The organism is Peribacillus sp. NPDC096379 (genome assembly GCF_044762875.1).
In the GTDB taxonomy this organism is placed as follows: domain Bacteria; phylum Bacillota; class Bacilli; order Bacillales; family DSM-1321; genus Peribacillus.
In genome coordinates this window covers 506,009-522,941 of sequence record NZ_JBIWFD010000003.1, presented here as the reverse complement: position 1 = coordinate 522,941, position 16,933 = coordinate 506,009, and the positions used below count along the sequence as shown (strand labels likewise).

The 16,933-nt window shown below is 36.6% G+C and carries 15 protein-coding genes and 1 pseudogene; 14 read left to right on the top strand and 2 right to left on the bottom strand.

Annotation, left to right across the window (positions count from 1 at the left end):
- Positions 1 to 111 precede the first annotated feature (111 nt).
- The 6 genes from ACIQZI_RS16525 to ACIQZI_RS16500 all read left to right on the top strand — a co-directional run bounded on the left by ACIQZI_RS16525 (position 112) and on the right by ACIQZI_RS16500 (position 5,684).
- Positions 112 to 1,437 carry an LLM class flavin-dependent oxidoreductase gene (locus ACIQZI_RS16525; protein ID WP_403074831.1) on the top strand — a complete coding sequence of 442 codons (1,326 nt, stop codon included), beginning with the start codon at positions 112 to 114 and terminating at the stop codon, positions 1,435 to 1,437.
- Between the two features lie 80 nt (positions 1,438 to 1,517).
- Complete coding sequence (locus ACIQZI_RS16520) at positions 1,518 to 2,057, top strand: GNAT family N-acetyltransferase (protein WP_062184617.1); 540 nt, start codon at positions 1,518 to 1,520, stop codon at positions 2,055 to 2,057.
- A 12-nt stretch (positions 2,058 to 2,069) separates the two neighbouring features.
- On the top strand, positions 2,070 to 2,867 hold the full coding sequence (locus tag ACIQZI_RS16515) for an amino acid ABC transporter substrate-binding protein (protein WP_403074827.1): 798 nt from the start codon (positions 2,070 to 2,072) through the stop codon (positions 2,865 to 2,867).
- 24 nt (positions 2,868 to 2,891) lie between these two features.
- On the top strand, positions 2,892 to 3,563 hold the full coding sequence (locus ACIQZI_RS16510; RefSeq protein WP_403074824.1) for an amino acid ABC transporter permease: 672 nt from the start codon (positions 2,892 to 2,894) through the stop codon (positions 3,561 to 3,563).
- Positions 3,564 to 3,568: 5 nt separating this feature from the next.
- Positions 3,569 to 4,324, top strand: a complete 756-nt coding sequence (locus tag ACIQZI_RS16505; RefSeq protein WP_403074821.1) for an amino acid ABC transporter ATP-binding protein — start codon at positions 3,569 to 3,571, stop codon at positions 4,322 to 4,324.
- Between the two features lie 19 nt (positions 4,325 to 4,343).
- Complete coding sequence (locus tag ACIQZI_RS16500; RefSeq protein WP_403075227.1) at positions 4,344 to 5,684, top strand: MmgE/PrpD family protein; 1,341 nt, start codon at positions 4,344 to 4,346, stop codon at positions 5,682 to 5,684.
- Between the two features lie 189 nt (positions 5,685 to 5,873).
- Here ACIQZI_RS16500 and ACIQZI_RS16495 read toward each other — a convergent pair whose 3' ends face one another.
- Positions 5,874 to 7,283 (bottom strand): YcdB/YcdC domain-containing protein, encoded by a 1,410-nt coding sequence (locus tag ACIQZI_RS16495; protein ID WP_403074818.1) that lies wholly within the window; start codon positions 7,281 to 7,283, stop codon positions 5,874 to 5,876.
- 535 nt (positions 7,284 to 7,818) lie between these two features.
- On the opposite strand from ACIQZI_RS16495, the gene ACIQZI_RS16490 reads away from it, so the two are divergent.
- The 8 genes and pseudogenes from ACIQZI_RS16490 (at position 7,819) to ACIQZI_RS16455 (ending at position 15,727) form a co-directional block, all read left to right on the top strand.
- On the top strand, positions 7,819 to 9,159 hold the full coding sequence (locus tag ACIQZI_RS16490) for an alkaline phosphatase (RefSeq protein ID WP_403075224.1): 1,341 nt from the start codon (positions 7,819 to 7,821) through the stop codon (positions 9,157 to 9,159).
- A gap of 160 nt (positions 9,160 to 9,319) precedes the next feature.
- Positions 9,320 to 9,961: a hypothetical protein gene (locus ACIQZI_RS16485; protein ID WP_403074815.1), complete on the top strand. Its 642-nt coding sequence runs from the start codon at positions 9,320 to 9,322 to the stop codon at positions 9,959 to 9,961.
- A gap of 807 nt (positions 9,962 to 10,768) precedes the next feature.
- Positions 10,769 to 11,929 (top strand): DUF4317 domain-containing protein, encoded by a 1,161-nt coding sequence (locus ACIQZI_RS16480; protein WP_403074812.1) that lies wholly within the window; start codon positions 10,769 to 10,771, stop codon positions 11,927 to 11,929.
- Between the two features lie 638 nt (positions 11,930 to 12,567).
- Entirely contained in the window at positions 12,568 to 13,020 is a 453-nt protein-coding gene (locus ACIQZI_RS16475) for a MarR family winged helix-turn-helix transcriptional regulator (RefSeq protein WP_403074809.1), read from the top strand.
- A gap of 25 nt (positions 13,021 to 13,045) precedes the next feature.
- Positions 13,046 to 13,564 carry a spermidine/spermine N(1)-acetyltransferase gene (gene paiA / locus ACIQZI_RS16470; protein ID WP_403074807.1) on the top strand — a complete coding sequence of 173 codons (519 nt, stop codon included), beginning with the start codon at positions 13,046 to 13,048 and terminating at the stop codon, positions 13,562 to 13,564.
- A 20-nt stretch (positions 13,565 to 13,584) separates the two neighbouring features.
- Positions 13,585 to 13,862 (top strand): annotated as a pseudogene (locus ACIQZI_RS16465) (FMN-binding negative transcriptional regulator); the annotation flags it as partial.
- 188 nt (positions 13,863 to 14,050) lie between these two features.
- Positions 14,051 to 14,974 (top strand): LysR family transcriptional regulator, encoded by a 924-nt coding sequence (locus ACIQZI_RS16460; protein WP_403075221.1) that lies wholly within the window; start codon positions 14,051 to 14,053, stop codon positions 14,972 to 14,974.
- Positions 14,975 to 15,088: 114 nt separating this feature from the next.
- The gene (locus ACIQZI_RS16455; protein WP_403074804.1) at positions 15,089 to 15,727 is read left to right on the top strand and encodes an HD domain-containing protein; all 639 of its coding nucleotides are present in this window, start codon (positions 15,089 to 15,091) and stop codon (positions 15,725 to 15,727) included.
- A gap of 378 nt (positions 15,728 to 16,105) precedes the next feature.
- On the opposite strand, the gene ACIQZI_RS16450 is transcribed toward ACIQZI_RS16455, so the two are convergent.
- A complete protein-coding gene (locus ACIQZI_RS16450; protein WP_403074801.1) occupies positions 16,106 to 16,864 on the bottom strand; it encodes an inositol monophosphatase family protein in 759 nt (252 codons plus the stop codon).
- Positions 16,865 to 16,933 lie beyond the last annotated feature (69 nt).

Genomic DNA, 16,933 nt, shown 5'->3' with positions numbered 1-16,933 from the left:
TCTTCAAATTCGGAGTGGGTTTTATTATAATGATAATTCATAGTAAAACAGTAAGTATAGGAAGATTTATCGGAATACTGTATAGTTAGTACATGAAGGAGCTATTTGCATATGAAGAAGAAATCCGTAAAACTTGGCGTATTTTTGGCTGGAACAGGGCATCATGTTGCTTCATGGAGACATCCAAATGCCATTCCGAATGCGGCAATGAACTTAGACTATTTTAAAGAATTAGCACAAACAGCTGAAAAGGGCTTATTTGATTTATTATTTTTAGCAGATAGCTTATCGGTTGCAAAAGATTCGCATCCGAATATCTTGTCAAGATTTGAGCCGTTGACATTGTTATCCTATCTTGCTGCTGAGACTTCCAATATTGGTTTAGTTGCAACTGCATCGACCACCTATGAAGAACCATTTCATGTTGCGCGAAAATTTGCTTCTTTGGATCATATTAGCTCAGGCCGTGCAGGTTGGAATGTAGTCACAACTTCACTTAGTTCAACGGCAGAGAACTTCAATAAATCAGAGCATTTAGAGCACAGTCTTCGTTATAAAAGAGCGACTGAATTTGTTGAAGTAGCTAAGAAATTGTGGGACTCGTGGGAAGAAGACACTTTACGTATTGATAAAAAGTCAGGCCAGTTTTTGGACGAAAGTAAGTTTCATGAAATCAATCATAAAGGTGAATTTTTCTCCGTCAAAGGACCTTTAAATATTTCCCAATCTCCACAAGTGCATCCGGTCATTGTACAAGCTGGATCTTCCGGTGATGGACAAGCACTCGCCGCCAAACATGCTGAGATTGTATTTACTGCTCAGGAAAATCAAGCGGACGCTGTTTCGTTCTATCGTGAGTTGAAAAGTCAAATGATTGCTTTAGGACGAGAAAAAGGCAGTATGAGTATTATGCCAGGATTGTTCCCGATTGTGGGACAGACGGAGAAAGAAGCACAAGAAAAGTATGAAGCATTGCAAGAATTAATTATTCCGGAAATGGGCTTGGCGATTTTGGGGAGATATTTTGGAAATGTGGACTTTTCAAGTGTTCCATTGGATACACCTTTTGCTGATATTTCATTGCCGGACAATGTGGACAGTATTCGAAGTAAACATGATTTGATAGTCAAACGAGCGAAAAATGAAAATCTAACTTTACGTCAGACTTATCAATGGATTGCGGGGTCACGTGGACACCATATTGCGATTGGTACACCAACACAAATTGCAGACAAAATTGAAAGTTGGGTGATGTCAGAAGCTGCGGACGGTTTTAATATTATGCCAGCACTTTTGCCAGATTCGTTAATAGATTTTGTTGAACAGGTTGTTCCTGAATTGCAATCAAAAGGGATTTTTAGAACTCAGTATGAGAGTACCACGTTAAGAGGGAATCTTGGTTTGGTTAAACCAGAAAATCAGTTTATAACTAAGTGATAGTCGGTATTATCCATTGTAGGATAATCCAATTAAAATGATGGTCAAAAGAGTAAGCCACTGGAGTAAAGGAGGCCGCGATGAGCCAAATATTTAGGGAAGTACAAGTAGAAGAAGCGGATCAATTTTTACGTTTAACCCTAGATGCCTATGCGAGTATACGAGAATTGGATATTCATTTCTCGGCAGCAACAGCAACGAAAGAGGAAGTCGTTAAACATCTAACAGAAAATACTGCGTATGTATTGGAGGAAAATGGAACGTTCCTCTCTACTATATCGCTTCGCTTTCCTTGGGGATTAAATCCTGGTCCACTTGCATTGCCACACATTGGGTGGTTTGCCACCAATCCGGATTATAAGCGTCAAGGGATAGGAAAGAAAACACTGGCATTATTAGAAGAAGAAGTTTTAAAGCAACAGCTGAAACTTCCGGCGGTGACACTAGGTACAGCAGATAATCATCCGTGGCTTAAAGAAATGTACGAAAAAAATGGGTTTGTAGAAATTGGTCAAAAAGACTTGGGAAAAGGTCATATAACGATATATTTGCGGAAAATTTTGCAACCGGATTTATATCAAGCATGGGTAGAAAAACATGATGAAACAATTACGAAATAGAGGAGAAAAACGATGAAAAAGACATTATTATTTGCTTTGACTTTACTTATGGTGGTGTTGCTTGCTGCATGTGGAAATTCTGATAAAGAGCAAGCGACAGAAGTGGATGCGAAACAAGAAAAAACACTTAAAGTGGGGTCAACCGGTCAAAGTTTCCCAAATGGGTATAAAGATAATGGCAAGTTAACTGGTTTTGACGTAGAACTTACAGAATTAATCGCTAAGAACCTTGGATACAAAGTAGAGTGGGTGACAACAGATTTTAGTGGTTTAATGGGACAATTAGATTCTGGCAAACTAGACACGGTAGCAAATGCTGTTGCGATGACGGAGGAACGTCAACAGAAATTCAGCTTCACAGAACCATATAGTTATTATGGGGCACAAATTGTAACAAGCACAAAAAATGAAGCGATCAAATCATTAGATGATTTAAAAGGAAAAACAGTTTCAGGTGTACTAGGTTCGAACAATCTTGCAAACTTACAAAAATATGACACAAAAGGTGAAATTGAAATTCGTACTTATGAAACACGTGATGGAGCTATGCAGGATGCAATTAACAATCGTGTAGAAGGTTATATTAATTCGCGTCCAATCTTACTTGCAGAAATTAAAAAAAATGATCTTCCTTTGAAATTAGTTGGTGATCCCGTTGCATTTGAAAGTGTGGGATATCCTTTTGCTAAAACGGAAAAGGGGGAGGAAATACAAGCAGAATTCACGAAGGAAATTGAAAAATTAAAAGAAGATGGAACGCTGGCTACATTGTCCGAGAAGTATTTTGGCGAAGATATCACCAAAGAATAAACCTAGCGGGGGTCTTATAGAGTAATGAACTTTGATCTTAGTTATATGTTGGAGGTTTTACCTGGAATAATTAAATATATTCCTATTACTCTGCTTTTGGCAGTGGTTTCGATGTTCTTCGCAATTGTGATTGGACTCGTCATTGCGTTGATACGAAACAGCAATATTTTTGGACTTTCACACTTGGCTAGTTTGTACATCTCCTTATTTCGGGGAATGCCTACATTGGTGCAGCTGTTTATCATTTATTATGGTTTGCCACAAATATTCCCATCATTGACTACGATGGGGGCCATGACTGCAGCGATTATTGGTTTTAGTTTGAAAGAATCTTCTTATTTAGCAGAAATTTTTCGAGCTGGATTGAATTCTGTAGAAAAAGGGCAAATGGAAGCTGGTTTAGCGATTGGGATGAAGAAATCGCAAATTTATTTCCGAATTATTTTACCACAAGCAGCTTTAAACGCTTTACCAGCAACAGGGAACACGTTTATATCCTTAACTAAAGAAACATCGCTTGCCTTTACACTTGGTATAACAGAGCTATTTGCAGAAGGAAAAATGATCGCTTCCGCTTCTATGCGCTTCTTCGAGACGTATTTGGCAGTTGGCTTGGTTTATTGGTTATTGATTATTCTTTATTCATGGGGACAAAAATATTTGGAAATTTGGCTTAGTAAACCACTTAGAAGGTGATCCTGATGATAAAAGTAAGAAATTTAAAAAAACAATTTGGCAATGTACTTGTGTTGAATGACATTAATTTGGACATAGAAACGGGAGAAGTTGTGGCCATTATTGGTCCGTCAGGTTCTGGGAAATCCACGCTTTTACGTTGTTTGAACTTATTGGAAGAGCCAAATGGAGGCACAATTGAAATCAATGACGTGAAATTAGATACACTAAACTACAAATCAAGAGACGCCTACCAATTAAGACAGCAAACAGCGATGGTATTTCAACACTATAACCTTTTTAAAAATAAGACAGCTTTGCAGAATGTCATTGAAGCATTAATTGTCAGTAAAAAGATGAAAAAAGAGAATGCTATTAAAATAGGGGAAGAGTTATTGAAGCGAGTCGGCTTAGAAAAACAAGCAAAACAATACCCGATTACATTGTCTGGCGGACAACAACAACGTGTTAGTATTGCCCGAGCGTTGGCGGTGAATCCGCATGCTATTTTATTTGATGAACCTACGTCAGCGCTTGACCCAGAATTGGTAAGCGAAGTGTTACAAGTAATCCGGCAATTGGCCAAGCAAGATACAACAATGGCTATTGTGACGCATGAAATGCAATTTGCAAAAGAAGTTGCAGATAAAGTTATTTTTATGGCCGATGGAAAAATCATTGAACAAGGTACACCAGAGCAAGTGATTGACCATTCAGCGAACCCTAGGACACAGCGATTTTTACGACAGCTGGTAGAGGAGATGGAAGTAACTGAGAGGTAACAAAGGAAGTGTGCTGGTGATGAGAACTGAAAGTTTAGTAGAAGCGATTTATCATTCTAATCCGTTAGTAAATGCTGAAGTTAGAGAAGCAGCTGTAGCAGGCATTATAGATTTTCTTGCAGCATCTTATCAAGCAAAAAACGAAAAAGAAACGACTCTTTTGATAGAAATGATTTTGGAGGAAGGTGGAAACGGGAAGAGCTGGCTAATTGGGAAAGGCATTCAAGCAACCAGAGCACAAGCCGCTCTTTTCAATGGCCTACAAGCTCATTTATTGGACTATGATGATGTCCATTCAGATGTACGTGGACATCCGAGTGCTGTTGTTTTAGCAGCTTTGTTTGCAGCAGGTGATCCTGATACATCTGGGGAGAGGTTTTTAGCTGCATATGTGGTTGGTGTGGAGATTATGGCTCGATTCGGTGAAGCGATGAATCCCTATCATTATACAAAAGGGTGGCATAATACAGCTACACTTGGCGTAATTGCCGCAGCTGGAGCGATTGCGTACTTACGAGAGTATTCGCCACGGTTGATTGCAGAAACGATGAGTTTAGCCGCAACTCAGGCTTGCGGTTTGCGCATTCAATTTGGTACTGTGGTGAAGCCGCTTCATGTTGGGATTGCCGCACAGAATGCTGTAAAGTCCGCTGATTGGATTCGCGCTGGATTGCATAGCAATCCAGATTTTTTAAATGAAAAACTTGGTTTTTTCGAGGTTTATACGGAAAACGTTGTGCATGACGTGACGGTGAATTGGGGAGATTCGTGGCGTATTGTCACGCCAGGATTATGGTTTAAACAGTACCCGTTTTGTTCAGCGGCCGCGCACGGCGCGGATGCAGCAGTGTTTTTGCATGAAAAGTATAAATTGTCGGAGGAAGCTATTCAGGAGATCCACATTCGCTTCCCACCGAATGGAGATGCGGCTTTGATTTACAAGAATCCTGCGACTGGAGAGGAAGGAAGATTTTCGATTGAGTATATTGTCTGGCTTGCTCTGACAGGTAGACCGTTAACTTTTTCTTCCTTTGAATCCAAGCCGATCCCATCTGTGTGGAGAGAATCCGTTCAGAAAATAACTCGAGAGAATGACGCGTCCATCAAAATTTCGGAAGATGCGATACCTGCGGGACGTTTTACGATTGTTGATGTGACGACTAAAAGCGGAGAAGTATTGTCAAAGAGGGTCGATACGCCTAAGGGAAGTCCTAGAAATCCTTTGACTAAGGCAGAACTACGAGAAAAGCTGTTGCACGCGGTTGGGGATGGAGTGAAAACGAAGATGTTGATCGCAGCTACCCACAATCTATATCGGACAACACTTGGAGTTTTTCAAGAAATTGAACAGAATATGTAAGTCGAATCGGTATGACTCAAAATCAAACTATATGCGTCAAAATCGAAACATATGCTTCGAATTAGAATTATGCATCTACGTAAAAACAGAGGTCTGCTAAGTAAAATCAACATACTTAGTCTGCCTCTGTTTATCATTCAATTTGAACCTCAGAAAAAGGAACAGCGATACTTTCTCTATGCATTTGTATTAAATCTTTGCTGTAATCTTTCCACCCGAATGAGCATTAATAAAGCGAATATCACCATTAAGCTTTGGAAATGAAACACGATAGATGAGTTCGTGATATTCATGCTGATTTTCTTCGTAATTTTTATTCCATGTTAATTCAAAATCGAGGTCCTCAAGATAAAGGGACTTTGCCTCTTTTTCAGACAACGTGGGCTGTACGTCCATTTCTTCTAAACGATTCACATCAATGTCAGGGACTGAATAATGCGTGATGAACCCTGTCGTTTTATTGACAGTGATGTGGCAGAGACCAAAATATGTTGAAATTCCTTTATGAAAGATGGAAAAATGGAACCCGTACTGAGTCGTTTCTTCATCTTCATCTCCATTTTGGGAGGCAATACGGAAATACCGATCTGCATTTGGATATAATGTGTATAGAAATTTTAGAGCGATTGTTCTGCATTCTTCGACCGATAATGACAGAAGACCTTTATCATCCCTAAAATTAAACAAACCCGATATTTTGCCCGTTTGTTTCTCGGTTCTAATTTTCAACGTATTTTCTGTTTTTCTTTGAAAATAGCTGTCAAGACTAAGGTCATTGTTTACAGAAAGAGGGCGGGCTGGATGCCATACGGTCACAATTTCATCCCCTATATCTACTTCTCGGAGCTTCGTTAATGTATGTTTATCGAATCCAATAGCCTTATAAATATCAGAATAACCCGGTAACTTTTCAGGAAGTGGAAGATAGCTAATTTCGTAATCTTCTTCGTTTTCATTCTCAACGTTGCTTTTTGCTAATCGATTTGCAGTCTGGGTGTAAAAGGGGGAATTTGGTTGATAGACAAGGAGAGGTGAATGACTGACATTTTCATATACGTCAGGACTTAGATTCATTATAAGTAGGTTCATTTTTACCTCAGCCAAAAACGATTGCTTTACCCATCCCTTGTCCAAAATTTCTCCAGGTAGCCTAATATCCATAGCTTCACCATAATAACGGAATGAAAGAATGTCTCCGCTAAATGCCACATCTACATAAAATCCAGTCATTTCAAGCGGCAATCCAAGCTCCATTTGAACAGATGAAAACCGCATTCCATTGGAAAGTGTTTTACTTTTTTCCGGGACAAACGTTTTTAGAGCATCCGGATAATACTCGGAGACAAACTGAAGGGACTTTTCTAAAAGTTCTTCTTCTTGTAGAGGTAAATGGTGTAACACTGCCTCGTATTGATTGTAATGGAGTAAATGACCCTCACCGTCTAATTCAATCCATATCCCTTGTTCCGCGTCGTGAATTGATTTCCATACAAACAGTGCCACTTGATGCTCTTCTCTAAAATCCTCAATCTCAAGATCGAAGCCATTTGAAACGTTCCCTATTTGTAGTGCACGTAACTTGAGTCTTTCTTTATTCACATTTAATCCCCCGATCTTAAATGGTCTATCTGCTGTAGTCTTATATCCTATTATAAGGTAATAGAAAGACATGGTTAAACTAAATATATCCAGTTTAAATGTAAAATATATGGAGTTCCCTCTTAATTCTATAAAGTAAAAGTAGAGTAAGATATAAAAGATGAACAGATTTTGGTGCCCCGAGCAGTTTTTTTTGTCCTTTTTTGTAAAGAGAATAACTATTACGTAAATTTGTGTAAATCCTTTTAAAGTAAAATCTATTCATAATGTACTACCACTTCTCAAAAACTAGATATTGTTAAATAAATAAAGTGTTTTTTTTGTAGGTATAATGTCTCGTTTTCGTATTAGTCACAGTAAAAAATTCCCCTTAATTTGGATCCATTTACTCAATTAGTGGGATTTACAATATCATTACAAACCTATGATAAGGAATTAAGGTTATTAATTTACAATACGCTTATAACATAAAATCAGGAGGAATGATCCCTTGTTTAGTAAAAATTTTAAGAAGAAGCTACTCCCTTTAGCCGTTATGTCCACTGTTGCTTTTAGTAGTTTAGGAATCCCCTTTTCTAATGCTGAAGCAAAAGAAACAAAGAAGAACAATGCTGAAATTAAAAATGTTATCTTCCTTATTGGTGATGGGATGGGCGTTTCGTATACATCTGCTTATCGTTATTTGAAGGACAGTCCTAATTCAAAATTTGTTGATCGTACGGAGCTTGATAAATATCTTGTTGGTCAACAAATGACATATCCAGAAGATCCAGAGCAAAATGTAACGGACTCAGCTTCTGCTGCAACAGCTATGTCAGCTGGTATTAAAACATATAACAATGCTATAGCAGTAGATAATGATAAAACTGAAGTGAAAACGGTTCTTGAAGCTGCAAAAGAAAGAGGGAAAGCGACTGGACTAGTTGCTACATCAGAAATTACTCATGCTACTCCAGCAGCATTTGGTTCGCATGATCCTAGCCGTCAAAACATGAATGGGATTGCGGATGATTACTTTGATGAATTAGTAAATGGGAAACATAAGATAGATGTTCTTCTTGGAGGGGGAACAGATCTATTTATTCGCAAAGATCGTAATCTTGTAGATGAATTCAAAAAAGATGGATTTAGCTATGTAACAAATACAGACGAGCTATCAAAAGACAAAAATAAACAGGTTCTTGGATTATTTGCAGGTCGAGGACTACCAAAAATGCTTGATCGTACGAAAGACGTTCCTTCTTTAGAAAAAATGACAAATTCTGCAATTGATCGTTTAAATAAAAATAAAGATGGTTTTTTCTTAATGATTGAAGGAAGCCAAATTGATTGGGCTGGTCATGATAATGATATCGTTGGCGCAATGAGTGAAATGGAAGACTTTGAAAAAGCATTTAAAGCAGCAATTGATTTTGCGAAGAAGGATAAGCATACATTGGTTGTTGCGACGGCCGATCACTCTACTGGCGGTTATTCGATTGGTGCAAATGGTATTTACAACTGGTTTGGTGAACCAATTAAAGCAGCAAAACGTACACCTGATTTCATGGCGAATCAAATCGCAAATGGTGCTGGTGTAGAAGAAATACTGAAAAAATATATTGATCTTGATTTAACGGCTAAGGAAATTCAATCTGTGAAAGATGCTGCTAGTAAAAAAGAAGTCGATATTGATAATGCAATCGAAAAAATCTTTGACACGCGTTCTAACACTGGTTGGACTACTGGTGGTCATACGGGTGAAGATGTACCTGTATTTGCTTATGGACCTTCATCTGAACGATTTGCAGGACAAATTGATAACACGGATAATGCGAAAATTATCTTCGATATTCTAGAAAAGGGAAAAAAACAAACAGTTATTAACGATAAATAAGTTTGGCTGTACAAAAAAGCATAACAAAGATCGTTGAAGGAGCTGACAAGTAGCTTTAAGTCAGCCCTTCTTTTTTTAAATGATAAAGTGAAACTTCCATCAGCGTTTTTTTCATCCCCACTGATGGTTAGTTGAACCGGGATTAATTGGAGGGTTTCTCTTGAAAAAATGTATCGGACCACTTACACTTTTATCTCTATTATTCTTATTTGGGTGTTCGAATGAAGTAAGTAACAGTGAAACTCCAGAAAAAGAAAAACAACCCAAAAATGAATATTTGAATGATTACGTTTCAAACCCACAGGTAACAGATGACCGAACATTACTTGAAGTTGGCCAATCCGTTTCCGATGAAAAAGGTGAAGCAACTTTAAAAGCAATCAATCCCGTCAATGAAACTTACGAAATTGGTCCAATCCGACTAAGTGTGAAAGATATGAAACTTATCCATTTAAGACCAGATTATAGTCTTATTGATTATTTTCATGTGTTGACACATGATGAGGAATTTGACTTCGTAAAAGTATTTGTCGAAATCGAAAACACTTCTGATGAAAAAGTAAACTTCGCACCAATCGCTATGATTGAAACTAGCTTAGGCAAGAAATTAGATTGGGAGAAAGACATCTATCTAGAAGAATTAAACGGTGAAATAGAAGGAAATACGACAAAAAAGGGAAATCTAGGTTTTATTATTGACTCGTCAAAAGACCTTGAATGGATTGAACTAACAACAAGCGATGTATTCGATAAAGGTGAAAATAAAATACATGACTCTCAAATAATAAAAATTAAGTTTTAACCAATAAAAGGTGTAGAGATTTTTCTCTATGCTTTTTTTGTGGCTCAACGATAAAACCTTTAGTCTCTGGTTATCATTCAATTTGAATCTAAGAATAAGGGATAGCGAATCATTCTTTTAACACATCATTCGAATTTTTTCTGTAATCTTTCCACCCGAACGAGCATCAATAAAGCAAATGTCACCATTAAGCTTCGAAAACGAAACACGATAGAGAAATTCGAACTATTCATGCTGGTTTTCTTCGTAATTTTTGTTCCATGTTCATTCAAAATTGAGGTCCTCGATAAAGGGATTTTTCCTTTTCTTCTGATAAAGTGGGCTATATGTCCATATCATTTAAACGATTCAGACTCATGTCAGGTGCTAAATAATGCGTGAGAAACTCCGTCATTTTATGTTTTACAGACTTTTCCGAACGAGAGAGCCGACTTCTTCAGAGGTGGGATGATAGTGAGGTTGAATAGGCATGTCTTTAAACGAGTTCATGTTTCGATTTTTTGTGTTTTAAGTAATGGTATCATTTGCGAGTAGAACTGATGTTCCTGGTGATTGGATTGTGGTAATATTTAAATAATAGAAAAAGAGGAAAACACTGTGTTTGTGACTCATTCATTTAAAATACCGTATGATAAGAAATTGTATTCGGAGTTAAGGTTGATGCAGTAAAAGCCGCTGCTTATTATTTCTCCTTTAAAAAGTGGTTAAGTAAAACGGAAATTCATTTAGCTATTAAAATTAAAAAAAATATCAAGTATTACTATTTTCTTGACTGACCACTATAATCAGGAATGGGAGATGAAACAAATGAATAAAAAAGACATCGCTAATATCCGAAAGCAATTTAAATTAGACAATCAGTCTATGAATATTCGTGAAATCTTTACTGTTTATGTAAAGAAAGAATCAGGTGAGATTTATCATCAAGTCAGTCAACCGTTTCAAATGTTAGAGCAGGAAGCACAAGAATTGTTTTTAGCAAACTTTAAAAAAGTTTTGACAGGTCATCTTGATGCCAAACTGTTTGAGCTGAAATTTAAACGTGATGTGGAAGACAGCACCCAAATGATCCTCTACGAAGGATTACGAGCAGGATCAACGGAAGATTGGAAAGAAGGCATGCTCAAAATCGTTGGGAAGATGTTTGCTCATGCTGTTTATGATTTTGATACTGTGGTGACATTTATCCGAGGAGAATATCTAAAGGCGGCTGGGAAACGAGATTCGGAATCCGAAGAAGGAGGGGACGATAAAGTTTATTCCAGTGAGTTTATCCTTTGCAGTCTTAATAAAACCGATCAGCCGAAAAAAGCCTTGTTGTTTGATTATATCGAGAAAGAATTCAAATCGAATAACGCAGTGGATCCCATTATTAATTTGACCACTCCGTTAACAGGTTTTTTGTTTCCTGCCTTTAATGAAAATTCGGCAGATGTGAATCATATTCTCTATTGTGGAGGGAAAGTGAATCAACCAGACGATTCATTTATAGAAGAAGTTCTCAACTGTGAAGAGATTATTACCGCTATGGAAGATAAGGATAGCTTTGAGCAAATCTTAAAAATTGTAATGGGAGACGAAGTGGATTCCAGGGTCATTTCTAATGTCTATGAGGAAATTGATAAGATGGTACAGGAAAATGAAGAAGATGAAGAAAGTGAATCGCCTATGTTGGATTATCGAGACATTGAACGCATCTTAGAGGTAAGCGGCGTCGAAAATGTGGATACCGCCAAAGTGGAACATGCCTTCAAGAGTGTCGTAGATGACGAAAAACATGAAATCAAAGCAAGCAGTATTATACCTAAAACCATTAAAATCAATACGAAGGTGGCAGATGTATCCGTCAGCCCGAAAGACCTGAAAAATGTAAAATATATTACTTACAATGGAAAACGGTGTCTATTAGTTGAAATCGATGAAGATGTAGTCGTCGAAGGATTTCGACTGGAAACGAAGACACTCTAGTGGTTTTTGAGGAACAGATTCCTTAATACATTGCAATCTATTAATGACTTTAGTTGGATTTCTACAAATAGTAGAAACCAACTTTTTTTAGGATTGGTTCCAGACAACATGATCATACAGCATACCAGGTTAGAGAAGTAAATCGCTGGATTTAATGTTTGTGAATGAAATTTACTTGATTAGGCGGAAGAGGATTATCCTGCTTAAGGAGCTTATAAATTTGTGAAGAATCATACGTAAACGAATGGATTACGTATGAGCAATAATTAAAGAACAATTTTTGAAGCTCTTTTACATTTTTCGATCTTCCCCAAACAGGCTCAACTGTGACGCACACAAGTAGAGAATGATCAAACTTTATCCCACGCTAAATGGGCGGTTATAGTGAAAAGGAAAGGAATATTTGAATTGAAAATTGTATTAAGGAACTGCTGATTTACAATAAAGTTGTTCCGTTAAAGGGCCAGATTGTAGAGGAAACAGAAAAAGTAATAATACCGATTAAAGATCATTTTAAAAGTATTTCACTTTACTCGACCTCTTTACCATTTTTGTTGCATATGCAACAAAAATGAATTAAATTTAATGTATGCCATTTTTATTGCAGTTGCAAAAAAATATGTACTAAGGAGTTAATTATGAAGGAAATTCTTCGTGAGATTGGAATGATTTCCAGGGCATTAGATTCAATAAGCAATATAGAATTTAAGGAATATGACCTTACAAAAGGGCAGTATTTGTACCTTGTGCGAATATTTGAAAACCCAGGAATCATTCAAGAAAAGTTAGCTGAGATGATAAAAGTAGACCGAACAACAGCATCTCGTGCTATAAAGAAACTTGAAATTAATGGCTTTATTGAAAAGAAAGATGATGAATATAACAAAAAAATCAAGAAACTCTTTCCAACAGAGAAAGGGAAAAATGTTTATCCATTTATAAACAAAGAAAATGATTATTCCAATACCGTTGCATTAGAGGGATTGTCTGAAAAAGAAGCAGAAACCATTTTCAATCTTCTTCAAAGAGTAAGAAAAAATGTAGAAAAAGACTGGGAATTTGTAAAAAGGGGAAACAAAAGGAATTATTGATTATATAAAGGAGCGATATATTTAAATGGCTATAAATATAAAAATGTGTACCCTTGAAGATTCACGTAAACTTCAAGAAATTAGTCATGAAACATATAATGAGACATTTAAGCATCAAAATTCACCCGAAAATATGAATACCTATTTGGAAAGGGCATTTAACTTAAAACAATTAGAAAAAGAATTATCTAATATTTCTTCGCAATTCTATTTTGTTTATTTTAATAATGAAGTTGCTGGATATTTAAAGGTCAATACCAATGATGCCCAGTCTGAAGAAATGGGTGATGAATCCCTTGAAGTCGAAAGGATTTATATAAAGGACAAATTTCAAAAACACGGGCTTGGTAAATATCTGCTAAATAAAGCTATAGAAATTTCGATGGAACGAAATAAAAAGAAAATCTGGCTTGGCGTATGGGAAAAAAATGAAAATGCGATTGCTTTTTATAAGAAAACAGGGTTTGTTCAAACTGGCGCCCACTCTTTTTATATGGGAGATGAAGAACAAACGGACTTGATCATGACCAAAACAATCATATAACTTTTTAAAGGTGGGCTCTTATGTATATTCCAAAATATTTTAAGGTTACAAATCTTGATGAGATTTGGGATTTCGTTCAACATAACTCTTTTGTTACGATTGTCACAACAGGACAAGGGAAACCAATTGCCACTCATTTGCCATTGCAGTTAATTACAGAAGGAGATTCTTATATTATATAACTGGGCATATGGCTTATGGGAACTCTTAATGGAGAACATTCGAAACCTGTGAAGAAGTACTGGTGATGCTCCAAGGACGACACGCTTATATCTCTTCCTCCTGGTATGAAGAGGACTATCATAACATCGTTAATAAACTCTATGAAGAAAAGAATTTGAATTCTCAACAAATGGCACAATTGATGGAAAGGAAATTAAAAAAGGACAAAAAGGCGTTAATAGTTATATGAATGTAGAAAGATGGGTAATCCATCTTTGATAGCAGAGTGCCAATAATAATTGTATTAGAAAGGATTGAACTAGTATCGAATTACGACATTTAGAATATTTTTTAATGGTTAGTAAAGAACTACATTTTACAAAATCAGCTGAAAAATTAGGAATCTCTCAACCCACTTTAAGTCATCAAATTAAGATGCTCGAACAAGAGGTAGGATACCCACTTTTTAACCGCGTTGGCAAGAGAATTGAGCTTACTAAGGTAGGAGAAATTGTACAACAGGAAGCATTGAATATTCAAGGTTCCATACAAAGTATTACCTCTCAAATTGCTGCATTTACAAAGGTAGAAATCGGAGAATTGAAAATTGCCGTGTTACCAGGGGAAATAACTGATTTGGTATCTACTTTGTGTATTCAATTTAACCATTTATATCCGAACATTAAAGTGCTCATTGAAACTACTGATCAGGTGGAAAAGGCCGTTATAGAAAATCGAGCCGATTTTGGTATTGGTTTTCAACTTAATCAATATGATATGTTGCAAGTGACGAAGTTGTATGATGAAGAATTTTACCTAATTAGTAATCAGAGTCATGAAGAGCAGACGATTTCATTTTCTTCTGTTTTAGATGGTCCTCTGATTTTATTTCCCGGTCTGCATCAATGTAGAAAAATACTTGATATAACGAGTGATGAGGTTGGCAAGCAATTAGAGCCTATTGTGGAAACGTCTAGTATTCAATCTATCTTGAATCTAGTTAGAAGTGGTGTGGGGCGTAGTGTTGTTTCACGTACATTATATGAATTTTATGATACAGAGGATTTATTTTTCCAACATATTGAGAAACCATCTTTGACAAGAGCAGTCTATCTCGTGATGAAAAAGAATTGTTTTATTAATTATCCAGCACGTAAATATATTAAGTTATTAGTACGTGAAATCGAAAAGCTTCATTTTCACACAGAGAAAGATTCAATTACTTCTTTACGAAGTGCTATATTATAGTTTTTATCTATCATTATCATAGAATTAATCGCATAGGACGATAATGAATTTCCCTTTACAATGAAGATAAGTTCATAAAATGAGAACTATAAATTGCAAAGGGGATGTTCAATTATGTTTCAGGCAGTAGCGGGTATTAAAATTCCAGATTCTCGATTGGCGAAAGATGCAGCCGATATTTTACGTGAGCATGGGGACGACTTGTTGTGGAATCATTCAAATCGTGTGTTTTTATTTGGTGCAGTCAACGGAAAAAAAGCGAAGCAAAACTATGATTTAGAATTGCTATATGTCAGTGCTTTATTCCATGATTTAGGCTTAACAAATAAGTTCAGTAGTCCCAATTTACGATTTGAAGTAGACGGTGCCAACGCAGCAAGAAGTTTTTTACAGCAGTATCAAATTCCGGATGAGTCAATTCGTCTTGTATGGGATGCTATTGCATTACATACTACACCCGGTGTTGCAGAACATAAAGAGTCTGAAGTAGCACTACTCTTTTCGGGTGTTGGTTTAGATGTGATGGGAGATGGCTTTGAACAATTCCCCGACGACTTGCGTGAAGAAATTATAAAAGCGTTCCCTCGTAACAATTTCAAAAGGGAAATTATTTCAGGATTTTATGAGGGCTTTAAGCATAAGCCAGAAACTACTTTTGGCAATATGAAAGAAGATGTTATTAAATATTTTAGACCAGAATATAAAAATAAGAATTTTTGTCAGTGTATTTTACATTCACCATGGTCAGAATAAGAAACAGAAATGTCAACGTAACGTGGTAGGAATTAAACATGTGACGCAGTTCTATAGGTTTTTTTATTAGTGAGCGATCCATCCATATACTTATTCCAGAATAGGGCGCTATTGATTGAAGATCAGGTAGAAAATAATCAAAGCTTTTTATAAAAACCAAATTTAAATCTGCTGAAAAAGAATCCATTTTGATCAATCTTTTTTTCAAAATGGATTCTTTTAATTTATCGTAAAATATGGGCTTACGAGGTATTTTTAATCATACTTTATTCCAAAGCTACAACGTAAAAAAATAGGTAAATACAGGATTAAACGAAACCGCCTGTTCCAATGACAGACGGTTTCGATTAGTATCAAATCATTGGATTGGGCAAAGAGTTATTTTTGCACAAGAATGAGGTTTATTAACTCATCTACTATGTTATTAGAGGCATAGATTGTATGATTTCCCGCAGTGCTCTGTGTACCACCAGCTTCGGTAATCAGTAGCTGACCAGCTGCGATATCGTACCAGTTAGGGTTTAGGTAAATAGCTGCGTCTAATCGACCAGCTGCAATATAAGCTAACGTAACAGCGGCTGTACCAATAATTCGAATTCTGTACACATCGTTTACAATGTTATCTAACAATTGCAATCGTTCCTTATTGCTTTCTTTGTTTCCATCCTTTGCGAAGTCTCCTACTGAAACAAAGGCTTCTGATAGAGCAACATCTCTAACTTGAATCGGTTGTTCGTTTAAAAAAGTACCCTCTCCTTTCGCCGCCCAAAACAATTCATCCAAACCAGGAAGTGATATGACAGCAACAACGGGATCTCCCTGATAAGTCAGCGCAATAGAAACCCCGTACAACGGAATTCCGACACTGTAATTCACCGTACCGTCAATTGGGTCGATTACCCATTCAAAATCCTCAGTGCCTTCAATGCTCCCCGCTTCTTCACTGAAAATCCGATGGGTAGGATATTGTTCTTTAATACGGCGGATGATCAGGTTTTCCACCTGAATATCCATTTCTGTTACAAAATCTTTTGCAGATTTCACAGTTTGTTGACCCGCTTTTCCTGCGTGTGGAAGAATAAATTGTCCTGCGTCTTTACCAAGTTGAATAGCAAAATCTAAATATGATTGATACATGTCTTTTTCTCCTTTTTCAAAAAATCCTACTGACTCTTTATTTAGTTTTTTACATGTGTCGTTTCTCTC

Excerpts from the sequence above, each read along its gene's own strand:
- ACIQZI_RS16505 (WP_403074821.1), top strand. The coding sequence starts at position 3,569 with ATGATAAAAGTAAGAAATTTAAAAAAACAATTTGGCAATGTACTTGTG.
- ACIQZI_RS16520 (WP_062184617.1), top strand. The coding sequence starts at position 1,518 with ATGAGCCAAATATTTAGGGAAGTACAAGTAGAAGAAGCGGATCAATTT.
- ACIQZI_RS16455 (WP_403074804.1), top strand. The coding sequence starts at position 15,089 with ATGTTTCAGGCAGTAGCGGGTATTAAAATTCCAGATTCTCGATTGGCG.
- ACIQZI_RS16450 (WP_403074801.1), bottom strand. The coding sequence starts at position 16,864 with ATGTATCAATCATATTTAGATTTTGCTATTCAACTTGGTAAAGACGCA.
- ACIQZI_RS16475 (WP_403074809.1), top strand. The coding sequence starts at position 12,568 with ATGAAGGAAATTCTTCGTGAGATTGGAATGATTTCCAGGGCATTAGAT.
- ACIQZI_RS16500 (WP_403075227.1), top strand. The coding sequence starts at position 4,344 with ATGAGAACTGAAAGTTTAGTAGAAGCGATTTATCATTCTAATCCGTTA.
- ACIQZI_RS16525 (WP_403074831.1), top strand. The coding sequence starts at position 112 with ATGAAGAAGAAATCCGTAAAACTTGGCGTATTTTTGGCTGGAACAGGG.
- ACIQZI_RS16515 (WP_403074827.1), top strand. The coding sequence starts at position 2,070 with ATGAAAAAGACATTATTATTTGCTTTGACTTTACTTATGGTGGTGTTG.
- paiA (WP_403074807.1), top strand. The coding sequence starts at position 13,046 with ATGGCTATAAATATAAAAATGTGTACCCTTGAAGATTCACGTAAACTT.
- ACIQZI_RS16480 (WP_403074812.1), top strand. The coding sequence starts at position 10,769 with ATGAATAAAAAAGACATCGCTAATATCCGAAAGCAATTTAAATTAGAC.
- ACIQZI_RS16510 (WP_403074824.1), top strand. The coding sequence starts at position 2,892 with ATGAACTTTGATCTTAGTTATATGTTGGAGGTTTTACCTGGAATAATT.
- ACIQZI_RS16490 (WP_403075224.1), top strand. The coding sequence starts at position 7,819 with ATGTCCACTGTTGCTTTTAGTAGTTTAGGAATCCCCTTTTCTAATGCT.